The following is a 15,238-nucleotide window of genomic DNA, read 5'->3' on the forward strand; positions in this document are numbered from 1 at the left end:
TTTTATGCCGTCTGCAAGGCGGATTGCGCCGTTAAAATATCCCTCCGACGTAACAAACACCCAATCATAAGGTAATTATCACGCATAACTTACAGGGTACTCGTCACGTAAGGAGGTGTACGGAAAAATGTCCGGTTTCGTTGGAGGAGCATTCACAAGCACAGGTTCGATCCTGGTACTTTTCATTCTATTGGTGATTGTCGCTTGCAGCTGTTTAGGTTTCGGCAATATTGGCGGCATTGGTAAAGGCTGCTGTTAATTGACGGCGGTTGACTGGTGTAGAAGACCCATTAACGTGGGTCTTTTGCTTTTTACATAAATATATGAAAAACTCTTGTGGAATATATGACAAAATCGTATATTTTATACAGCGAACTATGCAGGCAGGTGATGGATCATTTGAACTTATCATTGAAGGAATATACTACATTAGCCGAGGAACTGGGGGGAGACGTCGGGATACGGATACTCGAATTAGTCCATAAGGTCGAGGAGCTGCATCAGGAGCTTGCGGGCAAGAAGCTGCCGGAATTATCGGGATCCGCCAAGGTAGCGGAGCTGCTCGGCATCGATGTTCGAAATATGCACCATAAGCAAAAGACGAAATTCTTCCCTGAACCCGCCTTATACGTCGGCAGCAGGCCGTTATGGCTTGAGCGAGATATCGTGGAATACAAAGCAAAGATAGATGAATGGCGGCGCGAGAAAGAATAAACTCGCTACCTCACTCATAATGGACAAGCGGGATGGTGAGTAATGAATTTCATATGGTTTATGCTTTTCTCGACGATTGAGGGACTTTCCGTATACGCATTAGCTCTTTACATATTTCGGTACAACTTCACGCGGTTTATATGGCATTCGCTCATTATTATCGAACTGATCAATTTACAAAACTACCTGACCCGGGCAGAATTAGCTTCGATGTCGTATTCAGCCCCCACCATAAACATTTTGATCACGATTTTATTTTTCAAAATCATCGTACGAATTCCGATTCTACAATCCATGTTTATGACGGTTGTCGGATACAGTATCTATATGATGCTGCAGACGTTTATCATATCCTTCTCCTTTAGCCTTGCGAAAATACAAGCTGATCCGGTTAAAGGTTATATCGTTCAATGTCTAACTGGGGTTATCGGCACATTCATCGGTTGGGCAGTATACAGGAAGGGATTCGGATTTACATTCAATTTCGAGAGACTGCGATTTAAAGGCGAACAAGTCTTTGTTATGATCTTGATCATTGTATTTATTTTGGCCTTGCTTCTGATGATGTATTTCCAAGACGTGTACGCTAATTTGTTTGGTTTCCTTCTGACTCTGATTATTTTCTTGTTCTATTCTATACGAAAGGAAGCGCGACAGATTGATTAATGCACTGTCCCACAGAATCGCGGCAGGGATTAAGTCGAAGGTGCCCGAGCATCAGGCCAGCGTAGCTGTATTGCAATATTCGATTTCATTTATTTTAAACATTATTTTTATTATCGGGCTATCGCTTGGGATCGCGCTCCTAACAGGACAAATCCGGAACGCTGTCATCGCATTGACCGCATTTGCTTTGCTTCGTCAGGTTTCCGGCGGCTACCATTTGAAATCGGGAATGATGTGCATCGTCGTTTCGACGGCAGGGATTACGCTGCTCTCCTTTGCAGAATTCAACAGTACGATAACATTCGTTTTCAACATCATGGCGCTTATTTTAGCCCTGGTCTTCGCGCCTTCCCGTATTGATGCGCAGACCCGGATTCCCAAGAAATACTTTCCATTCTTGAAACTGATTTCACTTGCTATGATTGCGGTTAGTTTTATGGTCGGCAGCTCGGTACTGGCTTCGACTTTTCTGGTACAAGCATTAACATTAATTCGAATAAGGAGGTGAAAAGATGGCGAAACGAGTTTATAGCTTAATTGCAACAGTCCTTGCTTCGGCTGCGATCTTAGTTGTAAGCACTGCAAGCTGGGGCTATATTCATCAACCAGAGACGCCAGAAGAATTGCTTAAGTAATCAAAGCTCAGGGGTTGATCAGGGATGCAGCAATGTAAACAATTGTCTGTCACACTCGATATCGACGGGAAACTAGGCTTTGGACTTGTAAATATTCATGACATCATCTTTTTCGAGTACGACAATTTAATTAATCGAATAATAATCCATACGATGAACAAGAAATATTACACCATGAGTACGTTAAAATATTTCATCGAATCGCTTAACAACAGCGGGTATTTCTTCAAGTTGGTCGATCGTAATAATGCCGTCAATATAGACAAGATTGTCTGTCTGGATTCACGAACCAAGAAGGCTTATTTTGAATGGCCTACTCACACAGGCTCCAAAAATTGCACGTTTTCCGGTAAGCACTTTGATGAAGTCATGAAGCTATTATCCAGCGATTCTATCGTAATAGCATAATTATAGAATGACAGCTGTGCCACCGAGGTGCGGCTGTTTTTATATGGAACCCGCTCACGCAATCATTCTGCCTTTATAATTAAATCGACAAACTCCGGCGCCCGCGGCAGACCATTCTTATTCTTGCTGCGATAACGGATGCAAGCTCGAATTTGCGGTTCCATGTAAATATAGTTTCGGTCTTCACCGGTTATCATACCTTTGGCGGTGCTATGGAATGATCTGCGAAGAACGGCCGGCATGGCCAGTTCAATTCTGCCTTCAGGCTGGTCCGTGACTTGCCCCAGCAGGGCGAAATGCTTCTTCCGATAACCGACTATCGGTACGTTCTCGTACTGGTAGTTCATGATTTTCATCCATCCGGCCGTTTGTCCGCTTGCATAGAGACTGTCCTTCCGCTTAGCTACGATCCCTTCAAGGTTTAACTGTTGGATCGCTTCGAACAACACTTTGCCCCGGCCGTTTACACGTATGATCTTCTTATAGTATTCGTTCTCTGTAAGTATGTCGTCGAGCAGCGCCATCCGTTCAACGAAAGGCAAACCGCGGACATCCGCTCCATCGGCATGCAGAATGTCAAAGACGAAATATCGGACGGGCCACTTCAGCCGGCCTTCGAGAATTTTGGGTCCTTTGCGCTGCTTGAAGCGCTCCAGGAGCGTATCGAACTCAAACAGCCCCGTGTCCGGATTCATGTATCCGACCTCTCCATCCAGAACGACGTCGCAGCCTGGCTTAACCGGCACATGAAACAGCTCCGGATACTGCCCGGTGCAAATGTTATTATGCTTCGTATACATCTGAACCTTGCCGTTCATGAGCGATACGATCATCCGATGCCCGTCTATCTTCGGTTCAAACAGATAACGGTCATCGTCAAAGGGCTCCTCTTGTTCTTCAAGGAGCATCGGTGAAATAAACATAGCCGTTTCCTCCGTATCTTATCCACTGTCTATCCATTGTATCACTTCATTTCGTTCATGAATTCCGGTAAGTGATGCATAGACCTCCTGATTGTTCCACATAATATTTCCAGTATCAGGAGGTGAGAACAATGGCTCGAAACAATCAGCTCGTCGTTCCGCAAGCCCGCATGGCAATGGATCAATTGAAGTATGAAGTGGCGCAGCAGCTTGGCATCCATCTGCCGGCAGACGGATACTACGGGAATATGCAAACCCGCGAGATGGGGCAGATCGGGGGTAACATTACCCGGCGCCTCATCCAAATTGCCGAGCAGCAGCTTGGCGGCAGATAAACGTATTACGATTGGCGATTCCGGCCCGCAGCAATGCGGGCTGGTGTTTTTTCGCCACTATAATAAACATTAAAAAGCCTTCTCTCTCCCACATTTCGTAAAGTAGGAAAAAAGAAGGCTTGCGCTGATGAATCAGCGTTAATGAAGGTGCCCATGCAGGTATCACAGCAACATTAGATTTTTAACTCCCCAAGCTTGATCAGCTCGACAACTGCTTGCGAACGACCTTTGACATTAAGTTTCTGCATCACGTTGGAGATATGGTTGCGTACGGTCTTTTCACTGATGAACAGTTGTTGTGCGATATCCCTGGTTGTTTTATCCTGTACCAACAGTTCGAATACCTCGCGCTCACGATGGGTCAATAAAAACTTGCTCTTCTGGTCGCTTCCCTTCAAGATTTGTCACCCCTCCTTGCTCGGGTTTTTATGGTTTAACAAGGTTAAGGGATACAGTCAAATTATAGTATGAAGGGGCATTTGCAGTGGTGCGGCTTCCAACAAAAATGGGCACAGCATCTTCTCCAAAGGGATAGGGTTTGAGCTTATCCCTATAATTCTAAAGAAGAATCGTCACGACAAAGTTATACCTGGCGCCGCTGGGCAGCTTGACTACGCACACAAAACCGAAATCATCGATAGGCGTCGCAATAACGCGTGCCGGATTCACGGCCGATCGGACGAGCCGGAGCAGAGCAGCGGGCTGCCGCCTGATTATCGTATCCGTAACCTTGGCGGTGAACTGGCGGCTATTCGCCATCTTGCGGAGAAGAGGCAGCATGATACGCGATACCAAACGAATTTGTGCAGTATGAATACGTTCTCCCGGACGAAAGATCCCTACGCAAAACTCCCGATCTCCATTATCGAAATCCAAACAAGCATCGAAACCGGCTCCAACGCTAACCATCGCTCCGGGAACCTCCATCCGGATGATCGTTTCAACCCGTTCCAGACTTAACGCTTGGACGGCCTGTACAAGCTGAGCTGCGTAGTTACGGTCGCGAACGATCCGCCGATATAGCGGCATCGTACGTCTGGAGGTGATTCTTAGTCCTTGAATAATAACATCCCGCCTCTGAGCAGTGACAGCCTTCTTCCTTCCGCTGAGGGATCTGAGTCTTCTTATTCCCATGCCCGCTCTCCTCCTATTTAAAAGATTCATTCCTTTCACTATATGAATCGAGCATCGGTTGTAATTGGATGCCTGTCCGCCCCCTTTCCCTGTGAAAAAAAAAGGGCTCCCCCCGGTCTTCACTGACCGGAGAAAGCCCTATTTATCGAGTTATTAACGCCGCCAATAAGTTTCATGCGCGTAACGGTATTGCTGCACCTGCTTCGGTTGACGTATGGCGAAGCCGCCAGTCGGATTATAAGCAAACGGAGTTTCATTCTGCGCATATGGCGCCTGCTTGCGGCGCTCTATGCAATCGAGCAGCATATTCTGTTTGAGAGAGAGATATTCCAGCGTGTGCGGGCCAAACTCCGCTTCGATTTCACCTGGACGGAATTCATAATAGACGGTACGGCGAAGCGGATTGCCATCTCCCGATGGAGAACCGTGCAGCACCTCAATATTGTGTAAAATAACATCGCCAGGCTGCATAGGAACCGGAATGGCATCCTCTGTCTCGAATCCAGGGCGGCTGCAGCGCTCCTTCGCTTCCTCCTGCGACCACAGATGGCTGCGCGGTATGACCCAGAGGCAGGTTTGCAGGTCGGCTTCGTCCAGATAGAAGTCCACGTTGAAGATCGGATGCGGATCCGTGCACCCTTCCGGCACAGCTGCATCACGATGCCAAGGAACGATCATTCCTTCATTCGGCGCCTTCAACACCATGGAATCCCAGGTAGGAATGAGGTTTGATCCTTGCAGCTTTTCTACCGACCGCAGAATATAGGGATGCCCGAGCATCACTTTCATCGGATCGCTCTTATCGATGACGTATTCAATGCGATGCAGCGTATTCTGGCCCGATTTCACACCCTTACCATACCTGTAATCGGGATCATCGGGCATGCCGGCCATCCCTTTGTCATAAAGGGTCGTCATCTCCGACTGAACCAACTCCAGCTCCTCGCCTACGAGGACATTACGAATAACCAGAAATCCGTTATCCAGAAAAAACTGGGCCTCTTCCTCCGTAATACAAGGTTGAAGACGGGCATCGGCCACAATTAGCTCGGTATTGCTCAGCTTCGTCAATGCATATCGCTCCTCTCGCATGTTACGTTTCCTTCTCTTTGTAAGTATAGGAGAAACAATAGCTCACGTATTTAGTTTAAAGTAACAATTATGTTGCCGATATCACACCAATCAAACATAATAGAATTCAGAGAAAGACAGCGTTGTCATTTCAATTGAAGGGATGGATTGACAAATGGATAAACCGCCGGTGTACTACTATACATTGCCTGAGCATGCTGCCGGGAAATATTACTTTCCTCCTTACATTACACTCGCTCATCTTTTTCACGCACCGGATAACTGGGGAATTCAGCCGCGGATGCTGAACAGCTACCAGTTTCAGTATGTTGTCGACGGGTATGCGGAATATGAAATCGAAGGCCGGACGATTATTACCCGCAAGGGGGATCTGATTTATCATATGCCGATGCAGCTTCACGAAGTAAGAACAAGCCCCGGCGAGCCTTACATATGTATATCCATTCTGTTTCACTTCGGGGAAAGCGCCTATCCGGTTGAAGAGCTTATTGGAGAAGACCGTTATCTGGGCAATTTCGCGGGTCATAATATCGAGAAGCTGCTCTCGCAGTTGATTGCTCATTATCATCAGCCCGGTCTTACGCATCATACCTCATGCCAAGGCTTGCTCATGCAATTATTCGGCGAATTGTCGCGCTGCAAGCAAGAGCGGGAAACCACAACGGAAGGCCAGCACAAAATCAAGACGAAGATGGTGCTGATCCGCAACCATATCGCCAATCATTATGACCGGGAAATCCGGCACAAGGAGCTGGAACAGCTGTCCGGTCTGAGCCGCAACTATATTATCGTGAAATTTCGCAAAGCGTTCGGGATGACGCCGTTCGAATACTTGACCCGGGTTCGGATCGAGAGGGCCAAGGAACTGGCTGTCCAAACCAATATGTCCATAGGCGAAATTGCACGGTCAATCGGATATTCCGATGTGCATACTTTCGGACGGATGTTCAAGAATAATATGGGCGTCAGCCTCAGCCAATTCTGCTCTTCGCTTGTCACGGACTAGCATAACATGAAGGTTTCAAGGGCATACTCTGACAAAAACCGGTCATCGCATTACATGTACGACAACCGGCTTCTTATTGGTTATTATTTCGTAATGATCGGATTGGCGGGAAATATACGATCAACCATCGCATTGAATTCGACGATATAGCCTTGAATCGGATGGCCAAGGCGGACATCCTCCATGTAAGCGGTCATTCGAGATACGAAATCCGGATTAGCCGATACATAGACGTTGTCGATTTGCGGAGCCAGCGTCTTGACTTCCTTCGCAATACGCTCCTTTAATGCGCCGGTTATCTTAGACTCGTTCGTACCCATTGCATTCATCCGACTTGCCGAAGAAGGTTTCATCATTGTTCCGGCGCCTCTTGGCGAGTATGACCGGTTGTGGGAACGGTTCGTATGGATTTTCGTATCGTCGAAGCTCCTCGTCGCATCCATCCTTGTGCCGAGCATGTCATAATCCAATGAAGTTTCCGTCCGTCCGGTGCGGCCCACTCCGGTCATTCCTTTAGGCAAGTAGCTTTGGTCCGTCCGGGATAGCGACCTTGCCATCGGACTTGCGCTTTTTGCCGATCCGTCTGTTTTACCGGACTTATCGTCATCGTGCGATACGGCGACATAAGCATTATTGTCAGTCAGCATGACGTAAGCATTGCCGACGCCCTTCAGAGAAGAGATGCGGTTCGAAGCCTCCTCGCTCATCTCCAGACGGTAATTGCGATGCAAGCCGACAATGTTATTGCTGTTCAGCCTGCGGCCGTCCAGGCGGTTCATCTCATTCTTTTGGTCGTTCGCGAATCGCTTCGTCATGATCCGATTGCCATTCATATCATAGCGAACTTTATTTTGACGAATGTTCTGGTTTCCAAGATCACCTGTCTTCTCCATACAGCCCGTCAACATGGTCCCGAGCATAGCTCCGGCTATAAGCACTACCCATTTGCGATGCATCTGCCATCCTCCGTTTCGTCGGGCCATAATGTCGAATAAAGGGCCCGCTCTTATCGTTGACCGTTCACGGAGAGGCTATGCTTGCAATATTCCGGCAGCCGCGGCTTCGCTACGGCTGCCTTAATGTGATTGTTATATTTCCTTCGACTTCCTCTAATCGCTTCATCGTTCCTTCCAAACTGCGGCCTTTGACGACGATCTGCCCGATCCGGTCCGTACCAACCCTGAATTTGCGGATATGATCGCCTATTTCATAATCGAACGATACTTGAATGATGTCCTCATGAGGTACATTTCCATTCTCTAGGCTCACGATCTCCCCGTCTTGATCCGAAATGATTAGCGCACATGCACAAGGCTGAGCACTATGAATGCGGAAATCGGGATTCATATGAAGAGCGGCTCTAACAATCTGCTCATAATAATCAAATCCGAAGAAGGTGGATACGAGTTCAGGTAAACATGTCGCTCCCGCTCTGCCGCCGATTTCAAGAACATATACCCGGTTATCTTTTATAATAAAATCCGCGTTTATCGCACAGTTATTTAACCGCAATGCGCGAACGCTTTGCTCTAACTGCAAACGAATATCCTCTTCGATTTTGTCCGATGAATGGTACGGCACATAGTGACCGACCGGCACCCCGGCATCTCCATAAAACATGAGATCGCCATGCGGCATTATAAATTGAATTTGGTTGTTATATACAAATGCTTGCGCCCCAAACTCAGTACCTTCGACGAATTCCTCAATGATAAAAAAGTCCAGTTTGGTTTCCTTCTTGACTTGAGTGAAGGCGTAATCGATTTGTGCGGCATCCGTTACTTTCACAATCCCCTTGCTGGCTCCGCTGTCTGCCGCTTTAAAGATAAGAGGGGGCGATAACGATTTGAAAGCGTTATGGGCCTCCTCTTTATTGTTAACCTTTAAAAACTTAGCCGTTCTTACGCCGTATTCCATAAAAGCCTGTTTCATTTCCCATTTATTGGATGAAAGCTTGGCAGACTCGTAACTGATTCCGCTGATGCCAAGGGTATCCGCCACTTTACCGATCGCTTTGACAGCCACATCCGTACCGGTCGTACATATGCCGTCAATTTGTTCGAGCTTGGCGATTTCCACGATACTATCCGCATTTGTTGTATCTTCATAATAGACTTTATCCGCCAAAGCAAATCCCGGGTAGTTGCCCTGGCGGCTGATAACAATGACATATAACCCCATTCGTTTCGCTGTTTTGATCAATGGCAGCTGAGAGATGCCCGCACCCAGTATCATTAGCTTCTTCATGGCTTGAACTCTCTGATGCGGCTAATGATCCGATCGAGGTCTTCTTCCGTTACATTCGGATGAATCGGCAGGGTAAGAATTCTCTTCCATATTTCGGAGGAAAGGGGGACTATCGCTTTTAAATGAAGGTAGCACGGATGAAGATGGCAGGGATAGTAGTGGACTCCGGAGGCAATATTATGTTCTTGCAGGTGAGCAATCATTCGATCCCTTAGACTGTCTTCGTTGAACTGAATTTGGAACAGATGCCATGCACTCCGGGCATACGGCTTTTCCTTCGGCAGCTTTATCCAATCCAAATCTTTTAGCTCGGCTTGATAACGTTCCGCAATTTCTCTGCGCCTAGCATTTAATTGATCAAGCTTGTTTAGTTGAACAAGGCCGATCGCCGCTTGTAAATCGTTCATATGGTATTTGTAGCCGATATCGTCGACAAAATACTGCCATGCATACACTTTTTCATGCGATGACCGCATCCAAGTATCCCGGGAAATACCGACCCATCGTTTCTCGCGCAGCTTTCGGTTCATCCACTCCGCATTGCAAGTGATCCCTCCGCCTTCGCCGCTGGTCAAGTTTTTGACCGCATGGAAGCTGAAGCAGGTCAAGTCGCTGATCGACCCGATCCGCTTGCCTTTATATTCCGCACCGCAGGCATGCGCGGCGTCTTCTACCACTTTGATTCCCTTCGAGAGTGCCAATTCATGCACCGCATCCATGTCGCAGGGATGGCCGCCCATATGAACGACGATGATTGCTTTCGTTCGATCCGTTATTTTGCGTTCGATGTCAGCTACCGATATATTCATCGAATCATGTTCAATATCTGCAAATACCGGCGTTGCACCCACATAACTGACCGCGTGGACGGTCGAAATGAAGGTCATTGAGGGTACGATAACTTCGTCTCCCGGTCCGATTCCCAGTATTTCCAGCGCCAAATGAAGCGCAGCCGTTCCGGAATTGAGCGCAACCGCGAAACGGCTTCCGGCAAAACCGGCAAATTGTTGTTCGAATTGCTCGGTCTTGGGTCCGAGACCAAGCCATCCGGAACGCAGAACCTCCGTCACCGCATCGATTTCCTCTTGACCGATACTTGGCTGAAGAACAGGAATCAGTTTATGTTCCAAGTGAAATCACCTTTCTTTATCACAAAATTTATTCCGACATCAAGATTTGCGTACGCCATCGATCCGCACAAACATCCACAGAGAAATTTTCCCATGCCGACCTTTCCGCGTTATCGCTAATGGTCTGTCTTAGCTCCGGCTTTTCGATCAGCTCGACCATTGCTTCATACCAATCATCTCTCGAATCCGAGACTAGAATCCCGTTTTCTTTGTTCTTGACCCAATCCTTATAGGCCGGAGAGGAGGAATAGATGCCCGGTATCCGGCATGCGGAGTATTCGCGGAATTTATTATTGGTTTTGCAATCGTGCAGCAGCGAATTCTCTAGAGGAGCCAGGCCGATGTCCCACTTCGAACGGTAAAGCCGTTTCAGAAAGCTTCTATAATCGGAATCATGCTGGATAAATGACACTTGCGGCTTGCCTTCGAGTCCTTCGGGAACATACCCGAAGAACTCGATTCTGATTTTTTCTCCGTATGTTCGAATGATTCCCCTCAGCGCATTCGTAACCGGATCAAAGGCAGCCGGCTTCCTGCCGCCTTCATATCCGATTACGATTTTATCCTCGTTCTTTCTGTCCTTCTGCAAACCGGAAATCAAGGAAAAATCAACACTGCCCGGGAAATTAACCACTTTATTCGGATTAAAATGCGTCTCGAGATGTTTGCCAAAAAATCCGGAGGCGACTTTGACGATATGCGCGTTTTTTAGAAACTTGACATACGTTTTTCTTTTCGACGATTCCTGATAGTATCTTCCCATCTCAGTTGCCGGAGACATGGCCAAGAAGTGGTCGTCGATCACATACACCGTTTTTTTCCCCATCTCGCGGGCTAACTCCAGACATTTATACGCTTCGGGTTGAACCGTGCGAAAAAAGATGACGACATCCGAAGCGGCAAGTCTTGATATATGCACATCATCATCGGACCTGACGTCAAACCTGCATACCCCTAATTTTTCCAGGTGGCGAAATGGCTGCTCTATGCCGATCTTATACGATGCGATTTTGTCGGAGCCAATGATGAGTACGTTCATATCCCCTCTTCTGCCCATAAGCCGCTTCACCCCCCATCCTACAATTTAAAAATAAACTTCTTCCAGTTTTCTATGCACGTGGTTAACGAGAAGTGCTGCCTTGCCGCTGCTTCCGCATTCTCCCTGATACGGATCCGCATTGCCGGATTCTCAATCATGTCCTTGATTCCTTCAAACCAGCCTTTCTCGGTATGCGGGACAAGATATCCCGTTTCGCCTTGGTTGACCCAGGGAGCATAGACGGGAGAATTGGAATAGATACCGGGTATTCGGCATGCTCCGTATTCACGAAGCTTGTTATTGGTCTTCCCTTTGTTGAACGTATTGTCGCCAAGCGGCGCAAGCCCAATATCCCAATTGCATCGATTCAGCTTCTTTAAGAAGTCTTTGTACTCCATGCCTCCCTCTTCAAATCTAACGCTCGGATGGTCGGCCAAGGAGGCAGGGACGTAACCGAAAAACTCCAGCCGGACAAATCCCCCATAGTAATCAAGAATCTTGCTCAGGGCTGCCGTCACGGGGACGAAATCCTCCTCTTTGGCGCCCCCTTCATAACCGATTACGATTTGTTCGTCATCCTTGACGCGCCTGCTCTGTTCATCAAGCCACTCAAAATCGACGCTGGCCGGGAAATAAACGACATTCCGATTAAACCGTTCTTGAATATAGGCGCCAAGCTCTTGAGCATCCACTTTAACGATGTGCACGTTTCTCAAAAACTTGATGAATGTCTCTCTGAGGACCGGATCGGAATAATACTGGCCGACCGCCGTGGTCGGCTGAATTTCCAAGAAATTATCATCGATGACATAAACGGTCCGTTTTCCGAGCCGCTTTGCCAGTTCCAGCAGCGCATAGGCGGCAGGTTCGACATTGCGCACAAATATGACCGTGTCCGCAGCCTCGATCATTTCATGGCTGACTTGATCTTCCTGCTTCACGTCGAATCGTAAATTCTCGCGATTTTTCAGGGCGCTTAAGGGTTGAATAACACCGATCTCTAGCGAAGGAATGAACCCGGCCGTGATAACGAGAACCTCCGCAGCCGGATGTTCGGGTACGGCGACGGCGGTTGCGGATTTCTTCGCGGCGTTTGCGCGTCCTTGCGCGAAACCATCCTCTCTGCCCCGTTGAAAGCCGGTGATACGACCCTGCTGGAAAGCGCTCAGACGAACTGCCGGACGCTTTCTGCTCTTCACGGACCTTAGTTTTTTTCTCAGCGCCATTGCGTATCAATCTCCCTTATATGCATCTTGATGGCCGGCTGCCATTCCCTCTGCGTAGCCAACGTTGAACCCTTCATTGTATGCGGAATCGAATCCTGCATCATACGATTGATTATAGGAGCCGGTTTTTTTGACCGGCGTTCTCAAGGCCGTTCTCCTTACCCGTCTCTTCCCTTTGCTTGCAGTTGTTCTTACGGCTGTTCTCTTCCCGGTTTTTCTTATTGGCCCTCTGCCTTTTACCGGCTTTCCACTCGATCTGCGTTTGATCATCTTTGCGCCCTCCTAAAAGTTTTTATATATTGTCAGCCTTCAATAGCGGAGGAGAGATAATAGGAGGCCCCTCCTCGCCATGCTGCACCTTGAGCTGGTGGAGAATCAGCGGTTCATAATAATCAAGCTTCCAAGCAGCTATTGTCTGCCGGTTCATAAACCGATGCAGCTTTCCCCCTTTGCGCTGATAGACAGCGCCGTCTTGCAGCCTTACAAGCCTGCCTTCGACATCCGGGCTCTCCGTCGAAGACCGGTACAATACGTGCATCCGATTCATGACTTCCTCCGCCATAATGGCTTCGCCAAGCTGCCAATTGCGCAGATCGATCTGGGAAACCCGGATCGCTTGAACATCAACGGTGCCGACGATCGGGGATCGAATGCCGTTCTCCACCCAATAGGACGTTGTACCGGCACCTTGCACGATCACGCATGTTGGATAGGAGTCAATCGTTCGAAGCGTTATGCCGTTCATCGTTCGCTGCCATGCCAGAGACAGCATCATATGTGGATCGGCCCATTTATTGGCGTAAAACGCAAGATTCTTCTTATACACCTGATCAAACCTGCCATTCAACGATTTCATGCTCACACTGCCGTAATGATGAATAAACGTATCCTTTGCGATTACAAGCTGCATGCCCAGCAGCCGGGCACGCAATCCGTAATCGTCATCTTCACAGTTGCCGATCTCAAATCCTTCGTCAAAATAACCCAGTCGTCTGAAATCCTCTCGCCTAAACAGCATACAGAATCCGGTCAGCCTTCCTGTTACGACCCACCGGCTCGCATCGGATCGATTGAACGTTCGCGAGAATTGCTGCATTTCTTCTATATTCGAATAGCTCGTTTCAATGAGCTGATCCCCGCTGATGTAATTCGTCACTGGCCCGACAATTCCGTAGTGCGGATTGCTGTGCAGACATGTCAGCAAGTTGGAGAGCCAGTCGGGGGTTACGACCGAATCGTTGTTCAAGATCATCAATGTCGTTCCCCTCGCCAGCATAAGTCCCTGGTTTACCGCCCCCGCAAAGCCTTTATTTTCGTTATTAATCTGAAAGCGGAGTCCTCCACCCGCTGATTTCAAATACGCCGACGTGCCGTCATCAGAAGCGTTGTCGATCACAATCAGTTCATAGGGCTCGGAGGTGTACCTGGCAATGCTTTCTATGCATTCTTTTACATAACGAAGCTGATTGTAGGTCGGAATAATAATACTCGTACCTTCGAAGAGAGTCTCATAGCTGGCAGCCCCCGCGTCTTTCCCGCGACGAAAGCCATCCTCGTACCCCTTGTTATAGCCTATGGAGAATCCGTCGTTAAACCCGTCGCTTCGCTTCGCCGCCTTGTTCATAAGACGGATTCCCCTTTCACGATGGAATCGGCCAAATGCCCGAAGTCGAACGCGACTTTTCCAAGCTCGGAAGCAATGCGCTGCACGATAATAACAGCAGGAATACCCGCCCCGACAAGCGCAATGTCGAAATCGAGAGCCGCAATTTCCTCCATCACTCTCGGGATATCAGGCATACCTTCAACGGGAGCAACCGTCCCGATTACATGAAGGCCGCCGAGTGAAAGTGCATGTGAAAGACCAGGGGCTGAATTGCCTACAACCAGCACACGGGAATTTGCGAGTATCCCTCGCAGAAACCCTTCCAAATGCAGGGCATAGTTGATTGTCGATAAAGTCAGCCGCAATTGCCGGTAATCAATGCCGTGCGCTTTGAATACGGCAAAGGCAAGGGGTTGAAAGTTAGGCAATCTTAATTTGGGTATGCCTACGATATCTGCCTTTCTTACCGCTCGAACCAGCTGGTCTCTTGCTGCAAGATCCGGCAGCCGTATGCCGGCATAATTCAGAAAATGGCCTTCCTTCCGTACCTGCTCCCCCTTCATGACCACTTCCTGCGCTAACGTCAACAACTCGCCATCCCCCAGGCGAATAACCGACAACGGCGATTTTCTTTTCAAAGCATTCGTTATTTCCCCGGCAACTTCCGGTGCGCCGAGAAGTTTATAGGTCTGGGAACGCATCATCTCCACACCGGCTTCAATAATTTGACGCACGGAAATATCGGGAAGAATATCCAGTTCGGGAAGAATCGCGTCCACGATACCATCTCCTCCGTCATAGACCCCTTTCTTGTAATCTTTATCGAAACTTCTAATCCGGTCTTCAACGGGTACCTGCTGCACGGATTTCAAGGGCTGTACGGGTTGCACGGGTTGCACCGTTTGCATCGATTTGATCAAGGCATCGTCATAACCGGCATCATAACCTTGATTATAGGAAGCAGCCGCTTGTGCCATCACTTTCTGCATGCAAGCATCTTGGCCAAGCGGCTTCTTGGGCGATGACCTCCTTTTTGAGGATACTCGCCTATGAATGCGTCGCCGCCGTATGATAATC

Annotated in this window: 19 protein-coding genes; 7 read left to right on the top strand and 12 right to left on the bottom strand. The window is 48.3% G+C overall.

Annotated elements, in window-relative coordinates; translation table 11 throughout:
• Positions 1 to 399 precede the first annotated feature (399 nt).
• The 5 genes from L1F29_RS24655 to L1F29_RS34510 are packed head-to-tail and all read left to right on the top strand — an operon-like array spanning position 400 to position 2,423.
• Complete coding sequence (locus tag L1F29_RS24655; protein WP_258384686.1) at positions 400 to 714, top strand: hypothetical protein; 315 nt, start codon at positions 400 to 402, stop codon at positions 712 to 714.
• 42 nt (positions 715 to 756) lie between these two features.
• The gene (locus tag L1F29_RS24660) at positions 757 to 1,380 is read left to right on the top strand and encodes a hypothetical protein (protein WP_258384687.1); all 624 of its coding nucleotides are present in this window, start codon (positions 757 to 759) and stop codon (positions 1,378 to 1,380) included.
• Positions 1,373 to 1,888 carry an accessory gene regulator ArgB-like protein gene (locus L1F29_RS24665; RefSeq protein ID WP_258384688.1) on the top strand — a complete coding sequence of 172 codons (516 nt, stop codon included), beginning with the start codon at positions 1,373 to 1,375 and terminating at the stop codon, positions 1,886 to 1,888. Before L1F29_RS24660 ends, L1F29_RS24665 begins: the two co-directional genes overlap by 8 nt.
• 4 nt (positions 1,889 to 1,892) lie before the next feature.
• A complete protein-coding gene (locus L1F29_RS24670; RefSeq protein WP_258384689.1) occupies positions 1,893 to 2,015 on the top strand; it encodes a cyclic lactone autoinducer peptide in 123 nt (40 codons plus the stop codon).
• Positions 2,016 to 2,039: 24 nt separating this feature from the next.
• Positions 2,040 to 2,423, top strand: a complete 384-nt coding sequence (locus tag L1F29_RS34510; RefSeq protein WP_373876431.1) for a LytTR family DNA-binding domain-containing protein — start codon at positions 2,040 to 2,042, stop codon at positions 2,421 to 2,423.
• 62 nt (positions 2,424 to 2,485) lie between these two features.
• Here the strand turns inward: L1F29_RS34510 and L1F29_RS24675 are convergent, their stop codons facing one another.
• Entirely contained in the window at positions 2,486 to 3,346 is an 861-nt protein-coding gene (locus L1F29_RS24675; RefSeq protein ID WP_258384690.1) for an ATP-dependent DNA ligase, read from the bottom strand.
• A 131-nt stretch (positions 3,347 to 3,477) separates the two neighbouring features.
• Here L1F29_RS24675 and L1F29_RS24680 point away from each other — a divergent pair, with 131 nt between their 5' ends.
• On the top strand, positions 3,478 to 3,681 hold the full coding sequence (locus L1F29_RS24680; RefSeq protein ID WP_258384691.1) for an alpha/beta-type small acid-soluble spore protein: 204 nt from the start codon (positions 3,478 to 3,480) through the stop codon (positions 3,679 to 3,681).
• A gap of 173 nt (positions 3,682 to 3,854) precedes the next feature.
• Here the strand turns inward: L1F29_RS24680 and L1F29_RS24685 are convergent, their stop codons facing one another.
• The 3 genes from L1F29_RS24685 to L1F29_RS24695 all read right to left on the bottom strand — a co-directional run bounded on the left by L1F29_RS24685 (position 3,855) and on the right by L1F29_RS24695 (position 5,907).
• The gene (locus L1F29_RS24685) at positions 3,855 to 4,079 is read right to left on the bottom strand and encodes a helix-turn-helix domain-containing protein (RefSeq protein ID WP_204819491.1); all 225 of its coding nucleotides are present in this window, start codon (positions 4,077 to 4,079) and stop codon (positions 3,855 to 3,857) included.
• A 160-nt stretch (positions 4,080 to 4,239) separates the two neighbouring features.
• Positions 4,240 to 4,815 carry a hypothetical protein gene (locus tag L1F29_RS24690; protein WP_258384692.1) on the bottom strand — a complete coding sequence of 192 codons (576 nt, stop codon included), beginning with the start codon at positions 4,813 to 4,815 and terminating at the stop codon, positions 4,240 to 4,242.
• A 153-nt stretch (positions 4,816 to 4,968) separates the two neighbouring features.
• Positions 4,969 to 5,907: a phytanoyl-CoA dioxygenase family protein gene (locus L1F29_RS24695; protein ID WP_258384693.1), complete on the bottom strand. Its 939-nt coding sequence runs from the start codon at positions 5,905 to 5,907 to the stop codon at positions 4,969 to 4,971.
• Positions 5,908 to 6,061: 154 nt separating this feature from the next.
• Between L1F29_RS24695 and L1F29_RS24700 the strand changes: the two genes are divergently transcribed.
• Positions 6,062 to 6,913 (top strand): helix-turn-helix transcriptional regulator, encoded by an 852-nt coding sequence (locus L1F29_RS24700; protein WP_258384694.1) that lies wholly within the window; start codon positions 6,062 to 6,064, stop codon positions 6,911 to 6,913.
• Positions 6,914 to 6,996: 83 nt separating this feature from the next.
• Here L1F29_RS24700 and L1F29_RS24705 read toward each other — a convergent pair whose 3' ends face one another.
• The 8 genes from L1F29_RS24705 to L1F29_RS24740 form a co-directional block, all read right to left on the bottom strand.
• Positions 6,997 to 7,869: a YhcN/YlaJ family sporulation lipoprotein gene (locus tag L1F29_RS24705; RefSeq protein WP_258384695.1), complete on the bottom strand. Its 873-nt coding sequence runs from the start codon at positions 7,867 to 7,869 to the stop codon at positions 6,997 to 6,999.
• Positions 7,870 to 7,978: 109 nt separating this feature from the next.
• On the bottom strand, positions 7,979 to 9,160 hold the full coding sequence (locus L1F29_RS24710; protein ID WP_258384696.1) for an ATP-grasp domain-containing protein: 1,182 nt from the start codon (positions 9,158 to 9,160) through the stop codon (positions 7,979 to 7,981).
• A complete protein-coding gene (locus L1F29_RS24715; RefSeq protein WP_258384697.1) occupies positions 9,157 to 10,290 on the bottom strand; it encodes a DegT/DnrJ/EryC1/StrS family aminotransferase in 1,134 nt (377 codons plus the stop codon). The genes L1F29_RS24710 and L1F29_RS24715 overlap by 4 nt, the downstream gene beginning before the upstream one ends.
• Before the next feature lie 28 nt (positions 10,291 to 10,318).
• Positions 10,319 to 11,347, bottom strand: a complete 1,029-nt coding sequence (locus L1F29_RS24720) for a glycosyltransferase family protein (RefSeq protein WP_258384698.1) — start codon at positions 11,345 to 11,347, stop codon at positions 10,319 to 10,321.
• A 20-nt stretch (positions 11,348 to 11,367) separates the two neighbouring features.
• Complete coding sequence (locus L1F29_RS24725; protein WP_258384699.1) at positions 11,368 to 12,555, bottom strand: glycosyltransferase family protein; 1,188 nt, start codon at positions 12,553 to 12,555, stop codon at positions 11,368 to 11,370.
• 6 nt (positions 12,556 to 12,561) lie between these two features.
• Complete coding sequence (locus L1F29_RS24730; protein WP_258384700.1) at positions 12,562 to 12,825, bottom strand: FliH/SctL family protein; 264 nt, start codon at positions 12,823 to 12,825, stop codon at positions 12,562 to 12,564.
• A gap of 22 nt (positions 12,826 to 12,847) precedes the next feature.
• Entirely contained in the window at positions 12,848 to 14,179 is a 1,332-nt protein-coding gene (locus tag L1F29_RS24735) for a glycosyltransferase family 2 protein (protein WP_258384701.1), read from the bottom strand.
• Positions 14,176 to 15,150, bottom strand: coding sequence for a GT-D fold domain-containing protein (locus tag L1F29_RS24740; RefSeq protein ID WP_258384702.1), 975 nt, complete (start codon positions 15,148 to 15,150; stop codon positions 14,176 to 14,178). The genes L1F29_RS24735 and L1F29_RS24740 overlap by 4 nt, the downstream gene beginning before the upstream one ends.
• Positions 15,151 to 15,238: the final 88 nt, after the last annotated feature.

The organism is Paenibacillus spongiae (assembly GCF_024734895.1).
Taxonomy (GTDB): Bacteria; Bacillota; Bacilli; order Paenibacillales; family Paenibacillaceae; genus Paenibacillus_Z; species Paenibacillus_Z spongiae.

Bases quoted from the DNA above. Each gene is read 5' to 3' on its own strand.
- L1F29_RS24660 (WP_258384687.1), top strand. From the start codon at position 757: ATGAATTTCATATGGTTTATGCTTTTCTCGACGATTGAGGGACTTTCC.
- L1F29_RS24670 (WP_258384689.1), top strand. From the start codon at position 1,893: ATGGCGAAACGAGTTTATAGCTTAATTGCAACAGTCCTTGCTTCGGCT.
- L1F29_RS34510 (WP_373876431.1), top strand. From the start codon at position 2,040: ATGCAGCAATGTAAACAATTGTCTGTCACACTCGATATCGACGGGAAA.
- L1F29_RS24675 (WP_258384690.1), bottom strand. From the start codon at position 3,346: ATGTTTATTTCACCGATGCTCCTTGAAGAACAAGAGGAGCCCTTTGAC.
- L1F29_RS24680 (WP_258384691.1), top strand. From the start codon at position 3,478: ATGGCTCGAAACAATCAGCTCGTCGTTCCGCAAGCCCGCATGGCAATG.
- L1F29_RS24690 (WP_258384692.1), bottom strand. From the start codon at position 4,815: ATGGGAATAAGAAGACTCAGATCCCTCAGCGGAAGGAAGAAGGCTGTC.
- L1F29_RS24695 (WP_258384693.1), bottom strand. From the start codon at position 5,907: ATGCGAGAGGAGCGATATGCATTGACGAAGCTGAGCAATACCGAGCTA.
- L1F29_RS24700 (WP_258384694.1), top strand. From the start codon at position 6,062: ATGGATAAACCGCCGGTGTACTACTATACATTGCCTGAGCATGCTGCC.
- L1F29_RS24705 (WP_258384695.1), bottom strand. From the start codon at position 7,869: ATGCATCGCAAATGGGTAGTGCTTATAGCCGGAGCTATGCTCGGGACC.
- L1F29_RS24710 (WP_258384696.1), bottom strand. From the start codon at position 9,160: ATGAAGAAGCTAATGATACTGGGTGCGGGCATCTCTCAGCTGCCATTG.
- L1F29_RS24720 (WP_258384698.1), bottom strand. From the start codon at position 11,347: ATGGGCAGAAGAGGGGATATGAACGTACTCATCATTGGCTCCGACAAA.
- L1F29_RS24725 (WP_258384699.1), bottom strand. From the start codon at position 12,555: ATGGCGCTGAGAAAAAAACTAAGGTCCGTGAAGAGCAGAAAGCGTCCG.
- L1F29_RS24730 (WP_258384700.1), bottom strand. From the start codon at position 12,825: ATGATCAAACGCAGATCGAGTGGAAAGCCGGTAAAAGGCAGAGGGCCA.
- L1F29_RS24735 (WP_258384701.1), bottom strand. From the start codon at position 14,179: ATGAACAAGGCGGCGAAGCGAAGCGACGGGTTTAACGACGGATTCTCC.
- L1F29_RS24740 (WP_258384702.1), bottom strand. From the start codon at position 15,150: ATGCAGAAAGTGATGGCACAAGCGGCTGCTTCCTATAATCAAGGTTAT.